This is a genomic window from Legionella beliardensis (assembly GCF_900452395.1).
Lineage (GTDB): Bacteria > Pseudomonadota > Gammaproteobacteria > Legionellales > Legionellaceae > Legionella_C > Legionella_C beliardensis.
The window spans coordinates 2,377,155-2,399,024 of sequence record NZ_UGNV01000001.1 but is presented as its reverse complement, the minus strand read 5'-3'; the positions used below and the strand labels follow the sequence as shown (position 1 = coordinate 2,399,024).

The window sequence follows — 21,870 nt, the reverse complement described above, 5'->3', positions numbered from 1 at the left end:
GAAACGCAGTGAAACCCGGGTTCCGGCCCTATGGGCCTGCACCCAGGCTACGTTTATTTTATATTAAGTAAACGTAGTGACCGTAACTTGTGCAGGTTCTGAGGGCACTTCATTTCACCCAGGCTACTTCTTTAGATCGCCACCTAAGCGGAAATGAAATCACTTTACCTTATTATTTGCTGATGATAATAAACTTGGCACTATCGGGGTTTAAAGCTACAATCTCAATTTTCTGCGTACTTATTCTTGCATGACTCAAACGTTATCTAGTAAAACAAGCTTTCTTTATTGGCGGCTTTTAACTTACGTTAAACCTTTCTGGCCGGTGTTACTTGTAGGTATTTTAGCAAACATCGTTTACTCATTAATAGACGCAGGTTTTACTTATATGATGCGTCCTTTCCTTGATAAAAGCTTTATTAATATCGATATGGAATTTGTCAAAAAAATTCCAATTTTGGTTTTAATAGGGATTACTATTCGCGGTTTAGTCAGCTCGCTAGGCAGTTATTGTATGACCTGGGTGGCTCGATCGGTTGTAAAAGTGCTTAGGCAACATGTTTTTTCTCATATTATTAAATTACCGTCTGATTATTACGATCAAGCAACCTCAGGCCAATTATTGTCTAAAATTCTTTATGATGTTGAACAAGTTGCGCAAGTTAGCGCAGATGCGTTAACCGACTTTGTGCAAAATACTTGTTTAGTTATTGGCTTATTAACCGTAATGATGATTATCAGTTGGCAATTGTCTTTAATGTTTTTATTAACCATTCCTTTTGTTGGCATTATTGTTAATTTCACGAATAAACGTATCAGGCGTATTAGCCATAAGGTACAAAAAACGATGGGACAGGTAACTGAGATTGCTGCGGAAGCGATTGAGGGCTATCGAGTGGTGCGTATTTTTGGCGGTGAGCGCTATGAAATGGAAAAATTTAAGCAAGCCACGGAAGCGTCAAGACTAAATGACATGAAAGTTGCTATTAGCAAGGCCATTAACGTATCTGGGGTACAATTTATTATTGCTTTAGGTATTGCCTTAATTATCTTTGTGGCGATTGAACTTGCTACAGCCATTACAATTACAGCGGGCTCATTTTTAGCAATTATTGCTGCGATGTTGCAATTGATTAAACCGATAAAAACCTTGACTACGTTAAATGCAACAATTCAAAAAGGCTTAGCGGGTGCAGAAAGTGTATTTACGTTGCTTGATAAACCGATTGAGCAAGATAGGGGGATGGAATTAGTAGAGCGTGCAAAAGGAGCTATTGTATTTGATAAAGTCACGTATGCTTATCGAGATGGTTTGCCGGTTTTGCATGAGGTAAGTTTTTCCATTAATCCCGGTGAAACAGTCGCTTTAGTAGGGCATTCAGGTAGTGGTAAAACGACTATTGCAAGTTTATTACCACGTTTTTATGAGCTAAATTGCGGCCAGATCCTCTTAGACGATATTCCTACTAAAGACATTTCGCTAACCGGCTTAAGAAAACAAATAGCGCTGGTTAGCCAACAAGTGACCTTATTTAATGACACGTTAGCGAATAATATTGCGTATGGGCGTTTTGATGTCAGCCGGGCTGAGGTTATCGCTGCGGCTAAACTTGCTTATGCGGATGAGTTTATTACACGCCTACCAGATGGCTACGATACTAAAATTGGTGAAAATGGTATTTTATTGTCCGGGGGACAAAGGCAGCGTTTAGCGATTGCGCGTGCTATTTTAAAGGATGCGCCTATTTTAATACTTGATGAGGCCACATCAGCACTTGACAGTGAGTCTGAATCTTACATTCAAGCAGCGTTACAAGAAGTCATGCAAAATAGAACAACCTTAGTTATTGCGCACCGCCTCTCTACAATCAAACGTGCTCATAAAATTTTGGTTATGCATCAAGGGCGTATTGTTGAGCAGGGTACTCACCAGGAGTTAATTGAAAAGAAAGGCCATTATGCGCAATTATATCGTACCCAAAGCTTAACCACGGCAGATAAAAAGGATTTTCTCCTTCATGCAACGTAGTTTAGAAACGTTATGGTATGGCCAGCATCCACTGCGTTGGTTATTATGGCCATTATCTTTCTGTTATCAGCATGTGGTAGGCTGGCGGCGTTTTTATTTAGAGCGCTTCAAGCAGCAGCATTTTCCGGTTCCTATTATTGTCGTGGGCAATTTAACTGTCGGTGGTGTAGGTAAAACTCCCTTAGTCATAGCCTTAGCACAAGCGCTCAAAGACAAAGGGTTAAAGGTAGGCATTGTAAGCCGTGGGTATGGGGCTCGCGTGAATCATTTTCCTTATGACGTTAAGAAAACTGATAATGCACATCTTGTGGGGGACGAGCCTTTACTTTTAGCGCAAAATACAGATTGCCCTGTGGTAATCGCGCCAAAACGAGTAGAAGCAGTACGTTACTTACTAGAGCGCTATCAAAGTCAAATTATCATTAGTGATGATGGTCTGCAGCATTATGCCATGGGGCGTCAACTTGAAATCCTAGTTATTGATGGTTTGCGAGGTTTAGGAAATGGTTTGTGCTTACCAGCAGGGCCTTTACGTGAGCATCCTAAACGCCTAAAAGAAGCTGATTTTCTAATTGTAAATGGTGGTAAATGGTCTGATGCTTACTCAATGACCTTACAACCCGGTAAATTAATTAATATAGCGACCGGCCACGCGATTAGCCCGCATGAGCTAATCGGCCCGACTGCCGCTGTTGCCGCAATTGGGCATCCACAGCGATTTTATACTACGCTCACTAATATGGGCATTACATTTAACAGTTATTCCTTCCCGGATCATCATGCATTTAGAGCGGAGCAGCTAACATTTGCAGAAGAAAATGTAATTATGACTGCGAAAGATGCTGTTAAATGCCAAGATTTTGCAAAGGATTCCTGGTACTTTTTGCCAGTAGACGCTAAATTAAGTGATGCGTTTTGGACTGCATTATGGTCACATGAGCAAATTAAAGGGTTAGTGTTAACATGAAACAGATTCGAGCTTGTATTTTATTATTGGTTCTTTACTTAATGTTAAGCGGGCGGCTGCTAGCTGCGCAAGCCATAGAGCCTGTAGCGAATGATGAGCCTCTCGCTCTGCAAACTATTCCTTCCTTACATGTGCCACAAGCAGATTGGGCTTTTGCAGGCACAGTCACTAATGAAAGTGGCGAGCGCTATATTTATTTTTTTGAGATACAACGTAATTATGACAGGTTTCATGGTTTAGCAACCGTTATTGATGCCCAGTCAAAAACAGTATTAGTTTATGAAGAGAGTAATACCCTTATTAAAAATCCTGAGCTTACTCATTGGCAAGTAGGCAATCTTTTTTTACGGTTTAATCCTATTAATAGCAGTTGGGTTTTTGGTGTTAAGGATAAAAAGAAAACAGGTTTTAACTTTAAAGTAGATATGCTGGGCTTAGCTCAAACTGCCTCTAAGCAGAAAGAATTGCGTTCAGGTGTTGAGTTTCTTATTGACCAAACCGGTCGTTTAAATGGCCATATTCAAGCAGGTGAAAGTAAAGAACTCTTTGTTACCGCTAAAAAAGCTTGGTTTAGGCAAATTTGGGTTAATAAACCTCAGCCGATTCCGCATTCATTAAAATCTGTTCTTTGTAATTTTAATGATGGCAGTGCTTTATACTCGGTAAGCTTGCAAGAGTCAGATACCATTCGAGGTTCTATAGCAGGTTGGCGCAATGAGCAAGGTACACCGGTGACCATGTCGCAATTTATAACCACGCAACAAGAAAAAGAAAATTTATGGCATATTCATGTTCCATCGCCAAAAGTTAATTTATCTTTTGAAAATTTACTTTATAAAATTAACGAAAGCCAGCAATTGATTATAGGGATTACGGCTGGGGCTATGCCTGGTTTTTGTGCGATTAATTATGAAGATATTGATGATTACGCCATCGAGCAAGCAGGGCAAACAAAAGAAAAAGGTAATGGATGAACCTACGTGATTTGCATTATTTTGTTGTTTTAGCCAAAGTTCAGCATTTTGGTGAGGCTGCTAAGTTATGTTTTGTTAGTCAGCCGACACTTAGTATGCAAATCAAAAAGTTAGAAGAGGAATTAGATCTAGTCCTTTTCGAACGTAACAATAAACAAGTGATGTTAACTGAGCAAGGCGAATTGCTTGTTAAGCATGCACAAGCCATTCTCAATCAAGTGGCTGAAATGAAGGAGTTAGCACGTGCAAGTGCTGATCCATTTGCAGGTGAAATACGCTTAGGGGTCATACCTACCTTAGCGCCGTATTTATTGCCTTTAGTCATGCCTGATATTCAGAAAAAATTTCCAAGGCTCAGAATTTGGTTAATTGAAGAGAAAACAGATGTATTGACCGCGATGCTAACTCAAGGTCAATTGGATGCGGCCCTAATGGCAACGCCGGTTAAAAGTGATTTAATCCAACATAATCTGTTTGATGAGCCTTTTTATTTTGTTTGTTCAGAAACATCAAGCTTACATCATTATCAATCTATTCATTTAGAGCAACTACAAGGTCAACCCGTCATGCTATTGGCAGAAGGCCATTGTTTACGAGAACAGGCTATGGCCTTGTGTCAATCAGCTCAAATAGAAACTAAAATTGATTTTACAGCGACAAGTTTAGAAACATTACGGCTTATGGTACAAACAGGAGCAGGCGTTACTTTAATTCCGGCACTCGCAACTCAAGGTGCCCCTAATAAGTCATTATTTATTATTCCATTTGCAAAGCCCGCACCGGTGCGTACAGTGGCGCTATATTGGCGGCCTACGTCAATTAAGTCGATTTGTTTACAACAATTAGCGAAATTAATAACAAAAACAACCCAAACCTATCTACAAAAAATAGACAATAAATTTAGGACTTAAGTGGTTAATTATGACTGAACTTGCTCGTGTTAATTGTCTTAAAGTTGGCTTTCAAACTGACCGTGGCATAACAACTGCTGTCGATAACATGAACCTTGACCTAAAGCCCGGTGAAACCTTAGCGCTGCTCGGTGAATCAGGTTGTGGCAAGTCGTTAACTGCGCTAGCTATTATGCGCCTGCTACCCAATAATGCAGGCTATGGTGAAAGAAGCACAATCAATGTAGGTAGCCAGGATATCTTAGCCCTTCCTGAAAGTAACATGCGAAGCCTAAGAGGAAAAAAGGTAGCAATTGTTTTCCAAGAGCCAATGACGGCTTTAAATCCTGTTTTACGCATTGAAGAGCAATTAGCGGAAGCCTTATTGCAACATCAATCATTAAGCACTGCAGCACTTAGGCAACGCATGCTTGATTTATTAACTACTGTAGAAATCCCAGATCCTAGCTTGCGTTTACGCCAATACCCGCACCAACTTTCAGGCGGTCAAAAACAGCGTATCGTGATTGCCATGGCCTTAGCGAACAACCCCGATATCTTAATTGCTGATGAACCTACAACCGCCTTGGATGTGGTAATACAGGCACAAATTTTAGCGCTACTTAAAAAATTACAGCGCGAACATCACATGAGTATTTTATTAATTACACATGATTTAGCGGTGGTGAAGGCGATGGCAGATAGGGTTTGTGTGATGTATGCCGGGCATTTAGTAGAAGAAGCAACGATTGTTGATTTTTTTAGACAAGTCAAACATCCTTATTCACAACAATTACTGGCTTCTATCCCGAGTTATCATAAACGGCATCAACCCTTACAAATGATTGCTGGCAGCGTGCCTACCCTGGAAAACCTGCCTTCAGGCTGCCGCTTTCATCCGCGTTGTGCCCATGCTTTTTCTCCCTGTCCTACTGAGATACCCGCTCTACAAAATCTCGATAATCACTTGGTCCGTTGTCATCTTTACCCTACCCATAAACAACCGCCTCCGCTACCGCAAGCAGAGAAAGACTTGCTTACGGGTTTGAGCAACCATGAATTATTACTTGCAGTCACCAATCTCAAAGTTCATTACCAAGCAGGTCATGGGCTATTAAAACGCAAGCGTAAGCTTATTAAAGCAGTCGATGGAGTCTCGTTAAATCTTTATAAAGGTAAAACACTGGCTTTAGTTGGCGAATCAGGTTGTGGTAAAACAACGGTTAGTCGGGCATTGCTCCGTTTATTGCCCATTACCGCCGGTGAAATCAATTACCGTGGCCAGCCAATACAAACGTTACATGGAAGCAGTTTAAAAGACTATCGTAAACGGGTACAAATCATTTTCCAAGATCCTTATTCTTCTTTAAATCCACGTTTAACCATCAGTGATATTATTGCCGAAGGGATGATTGCGCAGGGCATGGCAAAGGCTGTCATCAAACGCAGGCAATTGCAATTATTAGAGCAAGTTAATTTACCCAAAACGAGTCTTGAGCGCTACCCGCATCAATTCTCAGGCGGCCAACGGCAGCGTATTTGTATCGCGCGTGCGCTAGCCAGTGAACCTGACATTTTAATTTGTGATGAACCTACCAGCGCCTTAGACGTATCCGTGCAAGCACAGCTATTAAATTTATTAAAAAATTTGCAACTTGAATTAGGCATATCTTATCTATTTATTACCCATAATATGGCGGTCGTTGCGTACTTTGCCGATGATGTCTTGGTGATGAAGGACGGTAAAATCATAGAAGAAGGGACATGTGAGGCTATTTTTTCTCATCCTCAACAGGAGTATACGCGCCAGTTGCTAGCGAGTGTTTTGTCGGTTAATTAAAGGAGTAATATATTGCAAGCTTTGTTTTCAATTATTAATGATAGAAGTTACGAGTTTTGATTTAAATAAAAAAACCAGCCATGCTATTCTAGGATATCATAGCTGGTTTACTTATTTAGAGGAATAATTTTGCCTAAGGCCTTTACCAATCTTTAGAAGAAACCTGAAACAAAATCTGGCACGGTTTCTTGTTTCTTCGCAACCACCGGAGGCTTTTTGTGTAATACACTATAGCTAGTTCGCTGCTCTTCAAAGGATGGATCAGATTGACTACCTACATCGTGACTAGCATTATGTAATGCTGAGAAAGGGTTCTTGGTTTTACCCGGCTTAACAATATCATAATCAGAATCATCATCAGAGGGAACCCCTAAAACGTTAGCCGATTCTCTTTCCCACGGCTCTTTAGCTAGCCATTTCCCAAATGTTGCAAGACCCGCACCAATAGCCATACCTACAGCTAAACCCACGCCCGCGCCGATGGCCATACCAAACAAGGTACCAACGCCTGGGATAGGAATAAGCGAACCTAAGATAGCACCAACTGCCGCACCTACACCAGCGCCACCGGTAATGGTTAGTGCAGTTCCTCTCCCCGAATTTTTCTTATACAATTCATAGAGGCCTACGCCACTTAAGCCAAGTGCCGCAGCACCGCCACCACAAATTACTCCACCGATAATAGTACCAACACCAGGCATAAACAGTGAGCCGATTGCAGCACCAATGGCAGCCGGTATGCCAACAGCAGTTATTTTGGCAGCTATCGCTTTAGCTTTAGTAAATAGGCTTTCATCTTCCTCATCGTTATCTTCAATGACACGAGGTTGTTGTTGAATAGAAGGTTGTACTATAGCTTCTTCAACTTGATCATCGTTAGTTTCTGGCAATTCGTAAGAAATAAGAGAGGATAAATCTGGTCGTTCAATATTTTGTAAATCTTGGAGTGCTTGCGCATTTACGAAGCATTCTGCGCCTAGTCGCCTTAAAAGGTTATTAGTTATAATAAACTCTTCATATTTCTCAGCACTATTTAATGCTGTTGCTAGTTCGAAGAGTAGCTTATCTACAGCTACCTGCCCACTTCCAGGTAATATTGGATTGGGCTGTTTGTTTTTAGCATCAGTAAAATCAGGATTAACAAGAAGAGTAACAACTTGATCTTCAGGTGTGTGCTCGGGCCCCTTAACGATAGAAATCATCCAATAATTGGGGTTAATGGTAGAAGTCGCAATCGAAAATCGACAAAATTGTCCGTCATCATCTTGGTAGGCAACTGAATATTCTGTAAGACACTCCATCATCTCTTCAATTTTATCTGTAAACTCCCCATGCTTATTTCTCAGTAAAGGAAATTCTTGGCCATCCTCAGGCTCTTCTTTTTTCCAGGCTTTATAAGCTTTAAGTTGATTTTGGCAGAGTTCTTCCATGTGAGTGTAAAACTTTCCTATATAATTCTCTCTATCTTCCGGACTAAGACCCATCTTTTGCTTAGCTTCGTTACCATTACCCGTGTAAACAATAGCCATACGTTCCTCTCTCTTAAATTTAACTAAATTCTAACTATATTAACTGTTTAATATTAAGGAAATATGGATAACTATAAATAAAATTATTTTTTGATGAAACTATTAGAGTATATTTTAATCAGAAAAATGAGTGCAGAGCTGCTGATAAATTTAATGTTTAGGCAAGGCTAGTAGTTTATGGTATTTTTAATAATTAGAAGAAACGCTTTTTAGAGAAAGTTTTGGGTTTTATAACCTTAATCTGGTTGAGGCCTTTAGCTTTAGGCTAATTAGACTAAAGCATAAAGGCTCTTCTTTAATCAGTTAACTAGCGCTTAATTCCTTAAAGAAATTAGCTAAACTATCTAGCGAAAGTAACTCCACGTCTGTTTTATTGCGTGCTTTGTATTCAATCACTTGCTGCTGCAAATGACGCTCACTAATTACAATTCGATGCGGTATGCCGATTAAATCACAATCAGCGAATAAAACGCCTGGGCGCTCATTGCGGTCGTCTAAAAGAGTTTCTATCCCTAAACTAGTTAATTCCTGGTAAAGTTTCTCAGTGATTTCTTGTACTGCAGGTGAGCGATGGCCATTAATTGGAATGAGAACAACTCTAAAAGGTGCGAGCGCTTCCGGCCAGATGATACCACGCTCATCGTGATGTTGTTCAATTGCTGCAGCAACCACGCGAGTAATGCCTAAGCCATAACAACCCATAAGCATGGTGTGTAGCTCGCCTTCCTCATTAAGTACGTTCGCATTCATGGCTTTTGCGTATTTATCGCCTAATTGAAAAACATGGCCTACTTCAATACCACGGCAGGCATGCAAAGTTCCTTGGCCATCTGGGCTTGGGTCGCCTTCTTTAACTTGTCTTAAATCATAAGCAACTTGATAAGATGCATCACGGTTCCAGGCGGCATGAATATAATGTTTATCTGCCTGATTAGCCCCGCAGGTAAAGGAGGTCAGAGCAAGTGCATTGTGATCAACAATACTTGGAATAGGGAGATTAACAGGGCCTAATGAGCCAATTGGTGCACCTAGTAGGGATTCAATGGTTTTATCATCAGCAAAACGCAGTGGCGACTTTAGGATTGGATGCTTACTTGCTTTAATTTCATTTAATTCATCATCACCTCTTAACACCAAAGCAACTAGAGGATGTGTTGAACCCTCTACAATCAATGTTTTAACGGTTTGCTCAGGGGTTATATTTAAATGCTCGCAGACCTCTTTAATGGTTTTCTTACCTTTGGTATCTACTAAGGACATTGACTCAGTAGGTAGCTTAAGAGCAGGAGGTGGGTTTAAGCTGGTTGCTTGTTCAATATTGGCAGCATAATTACTTTCATCACTGTAGAAAATAATATCCTCACCTGAGTCAGCTAACACTTGAAACTCGTGGGATGCAGAACCCCCAATGGCACCTGTATCTGCTTCAACAGCGCGATACTGCAAGCCTAAGCGGTCAAAAATTCGGCAATAAGCAGCATACATGGCTTCATAAGTTTGTTGTAAAGATTCATAGTTCAAATGAAACGAGTAAGCATCTTTCATGATAAATTCGCGTGCTCTCATGACACCAAAACGTGGGCGAATTTCATCACGGAATTTAGTTTGAATTTGATAAAAATTAGCAGGCAATTGCTTGTATGAACGTAACTCGTTTCTCATTAAATCGGTGATAACTTCTTCATGGGTAGGGCCATAACAATAATCGCGGTCATTACTGTCTTTCATTGTTAAAAGCTGCCCACCAAAAGTTTCCCAACGCCCTGTTTCTTGCCATAATTCAGCAGGCTGTATGGAAGGCATTAATACTTCCATGGCATTGGCGCGATTCATTTCTTCTCTTACAATTTGCTCAACTTTTTGTAAAACACGTAATCCAAGCGGCAGCCAAGTGTAGAGGCCTGATCCTAGCTTGCGAATCATTCCAGCTCGCAGCATAAGCTGATGCGATACTATTTCTGCATCGCTTGGCGTTTCTCGGAGGGTAGCTAAAAACCATTGAGAGGTGCGCATATCAGTTCCTAATTACGTTCAAAGTGCTCATTATATAGGTATTGCCAGTAATTTGCGATTTATCATTTTTATTTTAATAAAAGAACACGTTACAATAATGAAGGCCCTTAAATTACTTAAATAGAAGATAGAGTGAATACACTTGGCTTAATACAGACATTTTGTAAAGTAGCTCAGCATTGTAATTTTACAGCAGCAGCTCACATGTTAAATATTTCAGCGGCAGCCGTCAGTAAACAGATTTCTTTATTAGAAAAAGAATTAGGTGTGGCGTTATTTGAGCGCACAACCCGTAGAGTGACGTTGACTGCAATAGGGGAACTTTATTATCAAGAAATACAAAAAGTCTTACTTTCATTAGAACAAGCAACCAACCTGGTTGCTAAAACAAAAACGGAGCCCGCAGGTGTAATTCGCGTTAAAAGTGCCCGGTTTTTTGCAGAAAAAATAATTCTACCCCGTATGATTTGTTTTCAAAAACGCTACCCTCAAATAACCCTTGATTTACAAATTGCTGAGCAAGTACCGCACTTACCGGCTGAAGAGTTAGATGTGGTTTTTGGTATGTCGATGGCTGTGGCTTCTAATTCCATCCAAAAGAAAATTGGCACGACGCGCTATATTTTTTGTGCATCGCCTGCTTATCTTAAACAAGCCGGAGTTCCGCGAGAGCCCGCTGATTTAGCGCATCATGCCTATATCACACACAGCATGCGTAAGCCTAATGATTCTTGGACTTTTACTAATGGCGAAACAGTTTCTTTAAAGCCTACATTATATTTAAATGATGCTACCGCTATGGTTGATTGCGCTTGTCGGGGCTTAGGCATTGTTGTTCTACATTCTTATCAAGTGGCAGATGCCTTAAAAACAGGTGAATTAATAGAAATACTCACCGATTATCAGATGCCAGCTATACCTGTATTTATTTTTTATCATCCAGCACGTTTTATGCAGCCTAAGGTAAAAGTTTGGGTTGAAGCAATGACAGACAATATTTCTTTTTGATGGGTTTAATTTGAATTCGTAGAGACCGCAGCTAAATTATAATAATCAAACCTGCTTAAAGATTACTGGATACCGCGGTTAAGCCGCGGTAATTCGTTTTTTCTTTGACCTACATCATTTCATCGAAATACCGTGGCTTGAACACGGTATCCATTAAAAATGCTAGTGTGATAAAAATTTTCTGACTTATTTCCCTAAATCTGCTGTATTAAACTCTTTTGCCTGTTCTATGATGGGGCGGGTTTTATGGACTAAGGTTTCATCATTTGCTTTGCCTAAGTGAGCTATGTAATTTGAATAATCTTCAAAATGAACCTTACCACTTTCGACATCATAGATTGCGCCAACCATACCAATACTTTCCTGCTCGATCATGAGTTTAATAATTTCACTATCTTGGTAAATTTGATGCATCGTATTGGCGATATTGAGTGCCGTAACATTGGCGATAAATTTGGTATTTTTACTAGTACGGTTTTCTTTGATTTCTAATTCTGCATTAATAGCAGGCTTTATTTTTGCTAATAATTGCGTAATATGGCCTTTTTCAACACCATCACAAGCTGCCTGAATAGCACCGCAACGCGTATGGCCTAATACCACAATTAATTTAGCGCCTACTACATGACAAGCATATTCAATGCTTGCCAGCACATCATCATTTACGACGTTACCTGCTACCCGTATACAAAATAAATCACCAAAGCTCATATCAAAAATGGTTTCTACAGGGACGCGTGAGTCAATGCATCCTAAAACAACGGCCATAGGATGTTGGGTTTGAGCTGTGTATTTAATATCAATTTTAGAGCTACGATGGATGTGTGTATCATTTAAGAAACGTTGATTGCCTTCTTTAAGTAACGTTAGTACCTCAACAGGCGTGAGGGTAGCTTGTATATCGTAAGTTGTTACAGTGATAAAATCGATATAATTATGTATATCATAATGCTCTTTAAAACCAATTAAGTTTAAAGAGATTTGTTTATGTGGGGCTTGCTCTTGTTGAAATTCTTTAATTAATTCAACAATTTCTTTATCAATATAGTGAGTATAACGCGCATCAATGATAAGTTGCGAATTATTCGGTATAGAGTCAAGCTCAGCCACTAAAGAGGCTTTGTTTAAAAAGGTAATTTGCTGTGGTAAGACCAGTCTATTGGTTATACCAGTTGGATAGACTTCTTTAAGAATATCTAAACGAGCTTGGCTATTAGTTTTTAAAATATAAAATAAGCTTATTCCTAAGCCAATTAAAATACCGGCAAGTAGATTAAAAACAACAATACTAATAACTGTGGCAATAAAGGGAATAAATCTATCTAAGCCTTGATTATACAATGATTTATAAATTGCAGGCTTAGTTAATTTATAACCTGTAAAAATTAAAATAGCAGCGAGTGAGGATAGCGGGATTTTATTAAGCCAACCAGGTATTAAAAGGACCGCAAGAAATAATAATAAGCCGTGTAAAACGGTTGCTACTTTGGTTTTTGCACCAGCTTGAATATTAACAGACGTACGTACAATGACTGACGTAATGGGTAGTCCGCCTAGTAAGCCTGAAATAAAGTTACCTGTACCTTGAGCAAGTAGCTCTTGATCTTTAGAAGCAGTACGCCTTTTATGATCTAATTTTTCAGATGCTTTGACGTTAAGCAGGCTTTCTAGAGAAGCAACAATAGCCATAATTAATGCATATAAATAAACTTTAGGGTTTGTCCAGGCAGCCCAATTTGGTGCCTGAAACTGACTGAAAAAGTCAATAAATCCGTCATTTTTAGGAATATTCACTAAATGAGGATTGTTTTGTGCAAGAAATGAACCACTGTTAAGAAATATTTCATTGATTACAATACCTGCGATTACCACGATAATAGGTGCTGGAATACCTTGCAAAATTTTTAATTTAGTTTTTTCAAAATAAATTAAAATAGCAAATGAAATAAAAGAAATGATGGCAGCGCCCATATTAATATGCTGTGAAAATTCATACAACGGGCTAAATGTCAGGCCTTCGGTGGTTTCTAACAAATGTGCTTGTAATTGTTTAAGATCAGAAGAGAGCGTAAATGCTAGAGGAATTTGTTTTATAATCAATAAAATACCGATAGCACACAGTAGGCCTTGTACCACATTTGAAGGCACATACTCAACAATAAATCCTGCACGCAATACACCAACAAGCGCTTGAAAAACACCGGCTAGCACTAATGCTAAGAGAAAAGTATGAAAATCACCTAGTTGCGTAAGTGCTGCTAAGACAACAGCGGCCATGCCTGCAGCAGGGCCGCTGACGCTTACCTGCGAGCCACTTAAGATGCCTACAACAATGCCGCCGACAATACCGCTGACAATACCTGAAAATAGCGGCGCGCCTGAAGCAAGTGCAATCCCTAAACAAAGTGGAATCGCCACTAAAAAAACGACTATTGCCGCGACAAAATCAAACTTTAAATGCCGCTGTTGATAAATTTTAGCTCTACGAAAGGTTGTTAGCACAGCATCGTTCATAATTTAAATGTAAATTAATTACCTTAATGTGGATACTAGCTCAAATTGAATAGTTTGTGAATCTTTACAAGAAAGAAATATTTCTTTACTTTACGGACAAGGTAAAGGTAAATAAAGGTATTTTTTGTTTTCTAACTTATCAAAATGATAAAATCATTTAAATAAAGGATTTGACTCAAATTGTTCGTTTTACGAGTAGGCATTGTTGCATGGATACAATAAGCGGTTAAAGCGATCTATGTAAATTAGCTAAAATAAGATTTAATTCCCGTTTGTAAGTAAAGGGGCTAGGCTAGCTGAACAAGGCCTGATTCTGGATTGCTTCACCATTACTTTGTAAAGGTTCGCAATGACGGCACGAATTTAGCTAAACTATCCCAGAACCACTCGTCTTTGCGAGCGCAGCGAAGCAATCCAGCTCTTTGTCTGGACAAGGCTTGAGATTAGGACTCTAATACATCAATTTCTTCATCTAGAAAAATAGCATCAGCTGTGGAATTATTATTAATAATTAACTGTTTTTCCAGATTTTTAAATTGCCATAAATCCTGATCCATCAATTGACTCGGTTTAACACTTTGCAAAGCATGTAAAATATTACTTGGAATTTTAGGGTTGTCTTTTGCAAGTTCATCAATTAATTTACCAATTTTCTTACGTGCTAAGTTCTCCTGAGAGCCACATAAAGTACATGGAATAATTGGATAACTCTGCTCACTGGCATAGGTAATAATATCACGCTCTTGCACATAGCATAATGGGCGAATAACTAGGTGCTTTTTATTATCACTGAGTAGCTTTGGTGGCATTGAGCGAATATCGCCATTATACAGAATGGACATCATTAATGTGCGGATTAGATCATCACGATGATGTCCTAGAGCAATTTTATTAAAACCATGTTCTTCTGCATAACGATAAATAATACCTCGGCGTAAGCGTGAGCATAGCGAACAATAAGTTTTTCCTTCGGGGATTTTTTCTTTAACAATACTATAGGTATCGCGTGTTAAAATTTCATAAGGGATTTTTTTATTTTGTAGCCAAGCATGAACCTTGCTGTCGTCCCAACCTGGCTGAGCCTGATCTAGCGTAAAAGAAAATAACTCGAATTTATGATTAGAGCGCTGCTTTAGTAAATGCAATAAAGTTAATAAAGTAAACGAATCTTTACCACCAGATAAACAAACCATAACGCGGTCGCCACGCTGTATCATATTAAAATCAGCAATCGCTTTGCCTGTATAATGCAGTAATTTCTTTTCGATAGCTGTTGGATTAAATGCCATATTAACAACCTATTAAGCGATAAATAAAATTTCTTTCTCGGATTTTCTCGAACAATTTATAATCTATTTGTACTGTAGTTTAACATAAAGAGAAAGCATGATGCGCAATTATAAATAGTTTAAATTTAAATTTCATCTAGCTAGGCGTTCATTGCTAACGTTTATGCGTCTTATTAACAAGTAGCTTGGGTGAAACGAAGTGAAACCCGGGTTCCGGCCTAAAGGCCTGCACCCAGGCTACATTTACTTTTTTAAATAAAGTTAGCACTACTTAAGCGAATGCTAGTTAACTACTTGGCTTTTATTACTTTAGTATGACTTACCTTGTGGATGATTCGCTTACTTTTTATTTTACCTCTACGAGGCAACGGAGGAGGAAAGCGATTGATACGGGTAGTAATCAACCAAGAATTTATTTCTTCAAGATCATTCACATTGAGTGTGCCTGCTAGATACTTAAGATTGAGCCCGGCATTAATTAAATTGTATTGATCTGCTGCTAATTGCCGTTGTGCTTCAAATAATCGTTGCTGGGCATTAACAACATCAACCATCGTTCGAGTTCCTACTTGAAATTGCGCTTCTGTACTTTCAAGTGAACGTTGCTGCGAAATGACAGTTTGTCTATCTGCTCTAACTTTACTGATACCATCGGTAATTGTATTAAAAGCAATACGGCTATTAACAACCACATCCCGGTAAGCTCGCTCTAAGCGTTCACTGGCAGATTGAAAATCAAATTGGGCTTGTCTGGTTTGTGCGGTAACTAATCCGCCTTGTAACACGGGAAAATTTAAAGCCAGGGCAATATTTGATGATGTTTGGCGAGAAGGTGCAAAAAAGTTACCAGCACCATTAATATTATTATGGGTTTGAGTACTATTCGCTTGAATAGCTAAAGTAGGCCAACCACCACCTGCTTGTACACGAATATTTTCGCGTGCGGCTTGCAGGCTATATTTAGCAGCGTAGTAATTATAATTTTGTTTAAGCCCCGTATCGACCCATTCATTAACATTGTTTGGCTCAGGCCGAATAAGAGGAATGCGACTATCTCTTAATGGTGCTAAATACTCATAAACATGATTGGTTAATTTACGTAAATTTTCACTTTGATTAACTAAATTATTACGTGCAGTAATTACTTCAGCAACTGATTGATCAAAGGCTGCGCGTGCTTCATAAACAGAAGTAATAGCATCTAAACCCACACGAAACCGCTCTTCTGCTTGCTCGAGCTGACGCCTATTAGCACGCTGCTTTGCTTCGGCAAAAATTAATGTATCTCTAGCTAATAATACTTCGAAATAGGCTCTAGCAGTGCGTAAAATAAGGTCTTGAGCTGCATTGTTAAAGGTTGCTTGTGCCGCTTTTACTGACGCTTTGGCCTGCTGTACTAAAGCCCAGGCTTGAAAGTTAAATACAGGTTGCGAGGCACTAATTTGCCATTGGTTGCTGTTGTAAGTTTGTTCAATAGCAAGATTAGTTGAGCGAATATCCTGTATATTTCTGCTAACTAATGCATTCACATTAACCTGCGGATAAAGCGCAGAGCGCGCAATGGGAATGGATTCGCTGGTTGACATATAGGTGCTGTAAGCTTCTTTAAAAAATGGATCATTTTCTAAGGCTTGTTGATAGATATCCATTAAGTCTGTTGCATGCGATTGACCAGCGAAGCAAATAGCAAATAGCAGAAACAGCATTTTTTTCATGCGCGAGAATCCTAGAAAATAAATTCTTTAGGCTTTAACTTGTTAATCAAAGGTGGAATGCAGGTTTCAAATATTAACTCTTCAGTCCATCTACCATCTAATCCTAAAGTAAACAGCATAGCTTGCATAACAGGTTCTTTACCAATAATTGCAAAGATTCTACCGCCTGGTAAAATTTGTAGACGTAAGGTATCAGTAATAGAATCGATTGCGCCCGTCATAACAATAACATCATAAGGCGCTTTATCAAGCCAACCATTACAAGCGTCACCTGTAATTAATTCAACGTTATTGCAATGATGTTTTTTTAAATTGCCAGCAGCCATATTAGTGAAGTCTTGAAAATAATCAATACTAATTACTTTCTGAGCGAGACTACTTAGCAAAGCGGTGAAATAACCTGTTCCAGTACCTACCTCTAAAATAACTTCATTTTTTTGTAAATTTAGTGCCCCTAAAATGAGTCCTTCTTCTAAAGGAGTCATCATTCGTTGGTCATGATCAAGTGGAATTTGCATATCAGAGTAAGCAAATCGCTGCATTGCTCTAGGAACAAATTCATCGCGAGGAAATTTATCATACAAGGCTAATATATTCTCATTAAGAACGTCGCCTGTTCTAAGCTGCTGCTTAATCATATTAATGCGTGCATTTTGACTAATCATTTGCGAAATACCATTAAAGGAATCAGATAGGTTAAAAGGTTGCGGCTATTTTAGCAAGAATTGATAAAAGGTGCGATTGATTCATAAAAGTTTTATCAAGCATTTATCATTAACTTAAGCGCTATACCCATGCAACTTTCAGTTTGAATGGGTATATGATAGTGCGAGTGTGTAAAATTTGATATGATTATATTAATTTTGTTTTTTATTAGGAGCACGCAATGCAAGAGCGATTTCTTGACCATTTGCACAGTGAGTTAGAAGTTATTAAAAGTGAAGGGCTTTATAAATCAGAGCGAGTTATTGCTAGTCAACAGCAGGCTCAAGTACAAGTACAAAACGAAGAAGTCATTAATTTATGTGCTAATAATTACTTAGGTTTAGCAAATCATCCCGATTTAATTCGTGCAGGTCAAAAGGCATTAGAAGAATATGGTTATGGTATGGCATCAGTGCGCTTTATTTGTGGGACACAGACGCCTCATAAACAATTAGAAAAGAAGATTAGCCATTTTCTTGGTAAAGACGATACCATTCTTTATTCTTCTTGTTTTGATGCGAATACTGGCTTATTTGAAACACTATTAGGGCCTGAGGATGCAATTATCAGTGATGCCTTAAATCATGCCAGTATTATTGATGGCGTGCGCTTATGTAAAGCGGCTCGTTTTCGCTATGCTAATAATGATATGCGTGATCTCGAAACTCAATTAATTGCAGCCAAAGACGCTCGTTTTCGCTTAATTGCAACAGATGGTGTTTTCTCGATGGATGGTATTATCGCTAATCTACCTGCAATTTGTGAATTAGCTGATAAATATGATGCTATGGTTATGGTTGATGATTCTCATGCGGTAGGCTTTATGGGCGACACAGGTCGCGGTACTCCTGAGTATTGTGGCGTTGCAGAAAGAATCGATATTCTAACTGGTACGCTAGGTAAAGCCCTAGGCGGGGCATCGGGTGGTTATACAGCAAGTCATGCGGTCCTTGTCGACTGGCTTCGCCAACGGTCACGACCTTATTTGTTTTCTAATACGTTAGCGCCGATGATTGCGCAAACATCCATTGAAGTACTTAATTTATTAGAAAATTCGAATGAATTATTAGTAAAGCTTAAACGCAATAGTCAGTATTTTCGCAAGGGCATGACTGACCTTGGATTTAATTTAATTCCAGGAGAGCATCCTATTATTCCTGTAATGCTTGAAGATGCAAGTCTTGCAGCAAAGATGGCTGAGCTTTTACTACAAGAAGGTGTGTATGTGGTTAGTTTTTCTTACCCTGTTGTGCCTAAGGGTAAAGCTCGTATTCGCACTCAAATGTCAGCAGCCCATGAAATAAAACATTTAGACCAAGCGTTAGCAGCATTCTCCAAGGTAGGAAAGTTACTTAATATTATTAAGTAAGGATATAAACGCTAATTTGCCGGTACAAACTATAGCGTTATCCACTAAGTTTTAGACGAGGCGCAAGGGAGTGAGGCGAAGGAGTGTACATTGAAGTACATGATTGAGCCGAGCGAGAGCTTGCAACGAAGTATAAAGCTTAGGGGGTGACGCTATAACAAGCGATTTATAAATTTTCTAGCTAGAATTAATTAATACGTAGGAGAAATATGAAATCATTAGTCAAAGCTAAACGTGAACCTGGAATTTGGATGCAGGATGTGCCGGTTCCTGACTATGGCGTTAATGATGTTTTAATTAAAATTCATAAAACTGCTATTTGTGGTACAGATATTCATATCTACTCGTGGGATGATTGGGCACAAGCGACTATTCCTGTGCCAATGACTGTCGGGCATGAATTTTATGGTGAAATTGTGGCACTTGGCCGCGAGGTAAGGGGCTTAGAAATAGGACAGCGTGTTTCTGGCGAAGGCCATCTTACCTGTGGCATGTGTAGAAATTGCCGTGCTGGTAAGCGTCATTTGTGTCGCAATACACTTGGCGTTGGTGTAAATCGTCCGGGTTGTTTTGGTGAATATTTGGCGATACCGGCAAGTAATGTTCTAGCGCTACCTGATAATATAACTGGTGAGCAAGCCGCTATTCTTGATCCATTCGGTAATGCGACCCATTGCGCATTAGCTTTTGATGTCGTGGGTGAAGATGTATTAATCACAGGAGCAGGTCCAATTGGTATTATGGCAGTAGCTATCGTCAAACACATTGGCGCACGTCATGTAGTTATCACTGATGTAAATGATCATCGTTTAGAGTTAGCGCGTCAAATGGGTGCTACCCGCGCTATTAATGTAAAATATCAAAACATAGCAGATGTGGTTAAAGAATTAGGCATGCTAGAAGGATTTGACGTAGGCCTTGAAATGTCAGGCAATCCTATCGCATTAAATGACATGGTCAAAGCGATGAACCATGGCGGCCATGTTGCGCTCTTAGGAATCCCACCACAGGAAACATCGATTGACTGGAATCAAGTCATCTTTAAAGGATTAACTATTAAAGGAATTTATGGGCGAGAAATGTTTGAAACCTGGTATAAAATGATTGCCATGTTGCAAAGTGGTTTAGACATATCACCCGTTATTACCCATCGATTTCATGTTGACGACTATCAAAATGCTTTTCAAATTATGGCCTCTGGCCAATCCGGTAAAGTGATACTTGATTGGACATAAGGGGTAGTCATAGCCAACTCGCATTATTAGGTGCAGATTAAGCCTTGTATAGAAAGGTCGTTTAGTTTATTTTCTGCACCAACTTCTTTAAAGAATGGAGTATTCATGTCGCAATATATTTACACTATGAACCGCGTAAGCAAGGTGGTTGATAATCAGCGGGTAATTCTTAAAGATATTTCTTTAAGCTTTTATCCAGGTGCTAAGATTGGCGTATTAGGCTTAAATGGCTCTGGTAAATCTACATTATTACGAATAATGGCCGGTATTGATCAACAATTTAATGGCGAGGCAAGACCACAGCCCGGTATTAAAATTGGCTATCTTGCGCAGGAACCAAAATTAGATGCTACTAAAAACGTTCGCGAAGTGGTTGAAGAGGGCGTTGCTGAAATAAAAAATAAATTAAAAGAATTTGATGAAATTAGTATGCGTTTTGCCGAGCCTATGAGCGAGGATGAAATGACGGCATTACTTGAGAAACAAGGGCAGTTACAAACTGAAATTGAAGCATGTGACGCCTGGGATTTAGATCGCAGGTTAGATATTGCGGCAGATGCGCTGCGCCTACCTGATTGGGACGCTAAAATCAGTCATCTCTCAGGTGGAGAATTGCGTCGAGTGGCTTTGTGTCGATTGCTCTTATCTAATCCAGATATGTTATTACTCGACGAGCCTACTAACCATTTAGACGCTGAAAGTGTAGCTTGGCTTGAACGTTATCTTGAAGAATTTCCTGGCACCGTCGTGGCGGTAACCCATGATCGCTATTTTCTTGATAATGCGGCTGAGTGGATACTTGAGTTAGATAGAGGTGAAGGCATTCCTTATAAGGGTAACTATACGTCCTGGCTTGAGCAAAAAGAAAATCGCCTAGCTATAGAAGAAAAGCAACAAGCAGCTCACCAACGAGCCATAAAAGCAGAATTAGAATGGGTTCGTACCTCACCTAAAGGTCGACATGCTAAAAATAAAGATCGTCTAGCACGCTTTGAAGAAATGCGTTCAAAAGAATTTCAAAAAAGAAATGAAACCAATGAGATTTATATTCCACCAGGCGAGCGTTTAGGTGATTTAGTGATTGAAGCCACTCATCTTCGTAAGGCGTTTGGTGATCGTTTGTTGATTGATGATTTAAGTTTTCAACTACCTAAAGGTGGTGTGTTAGGTATAATTGGGCCTAATGGTGCTGGAAAGTCTACGTTTCTTAAATTATTAACTGGCCAAGAAACGCCTGATAGTGGTGACATTCGTCTAGGAGAGACTGTTGATTTAGCTTATGTTAATCAAACGCGTGATCATCTAGATGATACTAAAACGGTATGGGAAGAAATATCAGACGCGCAAGATATTATTCAAGTAGGCTCATTTCAAATGCCATCTCGTGCTTATGTTAGTCGTTTTAATTTTAAAGGCGCTGATCAACAAAAGAAAATGTCACAACTTTCTGGTGGTGAGCGCAATCGCGTGCATTTGGCAAAACTTCTTAAACGTGGGGCCAATGTCTTATTGCTTGACGAGCCCAGTAATGATCTCGACGTAGAAACACTTCGCGCTCTAGAAGAGGCTCTATTAAATTTTCCTGGGTGTGTTATTGTTGTTTCTCATGATCGGTGGTTTTTAGATAGAATATGTACCCACTTAATGGCTTTTGAAGGCGATTCACAAGTAACATTCATGGAAGGTAATTACAGTGAGTATGAGGCGGATAGAAAAAAACGCCTAGGTGATGATGCTAATCGACCTTCAAGAATTAAATATCGTCGGTTAAGCGCCTAATGTGACATTAAGAT

Annotated in this window: 15 protein-coding genes; 9 read left to right on the top strand and 6 right to left on the bottom strand. The window is 39.3% G+C overall.

Annotation, left to right across the window (positions count from 1 at the left end):
- Positions 1–250 precede the first annotated feature (250 nt).
- The 5 genes from msbA to DYE47_RS10535 are packed head-to-tail and all read left to right on the top strand — an operon-like array spanning position 251 to position 6,700.
- On the top strand, positions 251–2,029 hold the full coding sequence (msbA, locus tag DYE47_RS10555) for a lipid A export permease/ATP-binding protein MsbA (RefSeq protein ID WP_115303235.1): 1,779 nt from the start codon (positions 251–253) through the stop codon (positions 2,027–2,029).
- Positions 2,019–2,996: a tetraacyldisaccharide 4'-kinase gene (lpxK, locus tag DYE47_RS10550; protein ID WP_115303234.1), complete on the top strand. Its 978-nt coding sequence runs from the start codon at positions 2,019–2,021 to the stop codon at positions 2,994–2,996. The genes msbA and lpxK overlap by 11 nt, the downstream gene beginning before the upstream one ends.
- Positions 2,993–3,970, top strand: coding sequence for a hypothetical protein (locus tag DYE47_RS10545; RefSeq protein WP_115303233.1), 978 nt, complete (start codon positions 2,993–2,995; stop codon positions 3,968–3,970). Before lpxK ends, DYE47_RS10545 begins: the two co-directional genes overlap by 4 nt.
- Positions 3,967–4,881 carry a LysR substrate-binding domain-containing protein gene (locus DYE47_RS10540; RefSeq protein WP_115303232.1) on the top strand — a complete coding sequence of 305 codons (915 nt, stop codon included), beginning with the start codon at positions 3,967–3,969 and terminating at the stop codon, positions 4,879–4,881. The genes DYE47_RS10545 and DYE47_RS10540 overlap by 4 nt, the downstream gene beginning before the upstream one ends.
- Positions 4,882–4,891: 10 nt before the next feature.
- Entirely contained in the window at positions 4,892–6,700 is a 1,809-nt protein-coding gene (locus DYE47_RS10535; protein ID WP_115303231.1) for an ABC transporter ATP-binding protein, read from the top strand.
- A gap of 152 nt (positions 6,701–6,852) precedes the next feature.
- On the opposite strand, the gene DYE47_RS10530 is transcribed toward DYE47_RS10535, so the two are convergent.
- Together DYE47_RS10530 and DYE47_RS10525 are read right to left on the bottom strand one after the other, a co-directional pair.
- Complete coding sequence (locus tag DYE47_RS10530) at positions 6,853–8,229, bottom strand: glycine zipper family protein (RefSeq protein ID WP_115303230.1); 1,377 nt, start codon at positions 8,227–8,229, stop codon at positions 6,853–6,855.
- 303 nt (positions 8,230–8,532) lie between these two features.
- Positions 8,533–10,242 carry a proline--tRNA ligase gene (locus tag DYE47_RS10525; protein ID WP_115303229.1) on the bottom strand — a complete coding sequence of 570 codons (1,710 nt, stop codon included), beginning with the start codon at positions 10,240–10,242 and terminating at the stop codon, positions 8,533–8,535.
- Between the two features lie 132 nt (positions 10,243–10,374).
- On the opposite strand from DYE47_RS10525, the gene DYE47_RS10520 reads away from it, so the two are divergent.
- On the top strand, positions 10,375–11,250 hold the full coding sequence (locus tag DYE47_RS10520; RefSeq protein ID WP_115303228.1) for a LysR family transcriptional regulator: 876 nt from the start codon (positions 10,375–10,377) through the stop codon (positions 11,248–11,250).
- A 186-nt stretch (positions 11,251–11,436) separates the two neighbouring features.
- Here DYE47_RS10520 and DYE47_RS10515 read toward each other — a convergent pair whose 3' ends face one another.
- From DYE47_RS10515 to DYE47_RS10500, 4 genes are all read right to left on the bottom strand, one after another.
- On the bottom strand, positions 11,437–13,764 hold the full coding sequence (locus DYE47_RS10515; protein ID WP_115303227.1) for a bifunctional SulP family inorganic anion transporter/carbonic anhydrase: 2,328 nt from the start codon (positions 13,762–13,764) through the stop codon (positions 11,437–11,439).
- Positions 13,765–14,207: 443 nt separating this feature from the next.
- On the bottom strand, positions 14,208–15,053 hold the full coding sequence (ttcA, locus tag DYE47_RS10510) for a tRNA 2-thiocytidine(32) synthetase TtcA (RefSeq protein ID WP_115303226.1): 846 nt from the start codon (positions 15,051–15,053) through the stop codon (positions 14,208–14,210).
- Between the two features lie 290 nt (positions 15,054–15,343).
- Entirely contained in the window at positions 15,344–16,768 is a 1,425-nt protein-coding gene (locus DYE47_RS10505; RefSeq protein WP_115303225.1) for a TolC family outer membrane protein, read from the bottom strand.
- A gap of 11 nt (positions 16,769–16,779) precedes the next feature.
- The gene (locus tag DYE47_RS10500) at positions 16,780–17,433 is read right to left on the bottom strand and encodes a protein-L-isoaspartate O-methyltransferase family protein (protein ID WP_115303224.1); all 654 of its coding nucleotides are present in this window, start codon (positions 17,431–17,433) and stop codon (positions 16,780–16,782) included.
- Positions 17,434–17,654: 221 nt separating this feature from the next.
- On the opposite strand from DYE47_RS10500, the gene DYE47_RS10495 reads away from it, so the two are divergent.
- The 3 genes from DYE47_RS10495 to ettA all read left to right on the top strand — a co-directional run bounded on the left by DYE47_RS10495 (position 17,655) and on the right by ettA (position 21,856).
- Positions 17,655–18,842 carry a glycine C-acetyltransferase gene (locus DYE47_RS10495; protein ID WP_115303223.1) on the top strand — a complete coding sequence of 396 codons (1,188 nt, stop codon included), beginning with the start codon at positions 17,655–17,657 and terminating at the stop codon, positions 18,840–18,842.
- Between the two features lie 209 nt (positions 18,843–19,051).
- On the top strand, positions 19,052–20,077 hold the full coding sequence (gene tdh / locus DYE47_RS10490) for an L-threonine 3-dehydrogenase (protein WP_115303222.1): 1,026 nt from the start codon (positions 19,052–19,054) through the stop codon (positions 20,075–20,077).
- A 105-nt stretch (positions 20,078–20,182) separates the two neighbouring features.
- Positions 20,183–21,856: an energy-dependent translational throttle protein EttA gene (gene ettA, locus DYE47_RS10485; protein ID WP_115303221.1), complete on the top strand. Its 1,674-nt coding sequence runs from the start codon at positions 20,183–20,185 to the stop codon at positions 21,854–21,856.
- Positions 21,857–21,870 lie beyond the last annotated feature (14 nt).

What these genes read in the sequence shown, in the direction of transcription:
- DYE47_RS10505 (WP_115303225.1), bottom strand. Translation starts at nt 16,768, where the DNA reads ATGAAAAAAATGCTGTTTCTGCTATTTGCTATTTGCTTCGCTGGTCAA.
- lpxK (WP_115303234.1), top strand. Translation starts at nt 2,019, where the DNA reads ATGCAACGTAGTTTAGAAACGTTATGGTATGGCCAGCATCCACTGCGT.
- DYE47_RS10525 (WP_115303229.1), bottom strand. Translation starts at nt 10,242, where the DNA reads ATGCGCACCTCTCAATGGTTTTTAGCTACCCTCCGAGAAACGCCAAGC.
- DYE47_RS10500 (WP_115303224.1), bottom strand. Translation starts at nt 17,433, where the DNA reads ATGATTAGTCAAAATGCACGCATTAATATGATTAAGCAGCAGCTTAGA.
- DYE47_RS10540 (WP_115303232.1), top strand. Translation starts at nt 3,967, where the DNA reads ATGAACCTACGTGATTTGCATTATTTTGTTGTTTTAGCCAAAGTTCAG.
- tdh (WP_115303222.1), top strand. Translation starts at nt 19,052, where the DNA reads ATGAAATCATTAGTCAAAGCTAAACGTGAACCTGGAATTTGGATGCAG.
- msbA (WP_115303235.1), top strand. Translation starts at nt 251, where the DNA reads ATGACTCAAACGTTATCTAGTAAAACAAGCTTTCTTTATTGGCGGCTT.
- DYE47_RS10515 (WP_115303227.1), bottom strand. Translation starts at nt 13,764, where the DNA reads ATGAACGATGCTGTGCTAACAACCTTTCGTAGAGCTAAAATTTATCAA.
- DYE47_RS10535 (WP_115303231.1), top strand. Translation starts at nt 4,892, where the DNA reads ATGACTGAACTTGCTCGTGTTAATTGTCTTAAAGTTGGCTTTCAAACT.
- DYE47_RS10495 (WP_115303223.1), top strand. Translation starts at nt 17,655, where the DNA reads ATGCAAGAGCGATTTCTTGACCATTTGCACAGTGAGTTAGAAGTTATT.
- ettA (WP_115303221.1), top strand. Translation starts at nt 20,183, where the DNA reads ATGTCGCAATATATTTACACTATGAACCGCGTAAGCAAGGTGGTTGAT.
- ttcA (WP_115303226.1), bottom strand. Translation starts at nt 15,053, where the DNA reads ATGGCATTTAATCCAACAGCTATCGAAAAGAAATTACTGCATTATACA.
- DYE47_RS10545 (WP_115303233.1), top strand. Translation starts at nt 2,993, where the DNA reads ATGAAACAGATTCGAGCTTGTATTTTATTATTGGTTCTTTACTTAATG.
- DYE47_RS10530 (WP_115303230.1), bottom strand. Translation starts at nt 8,229, where the DNA reads ATGGCTATTGTTTACACGGGTAATGGTAACGAAGCTAAGCAAAAGATG.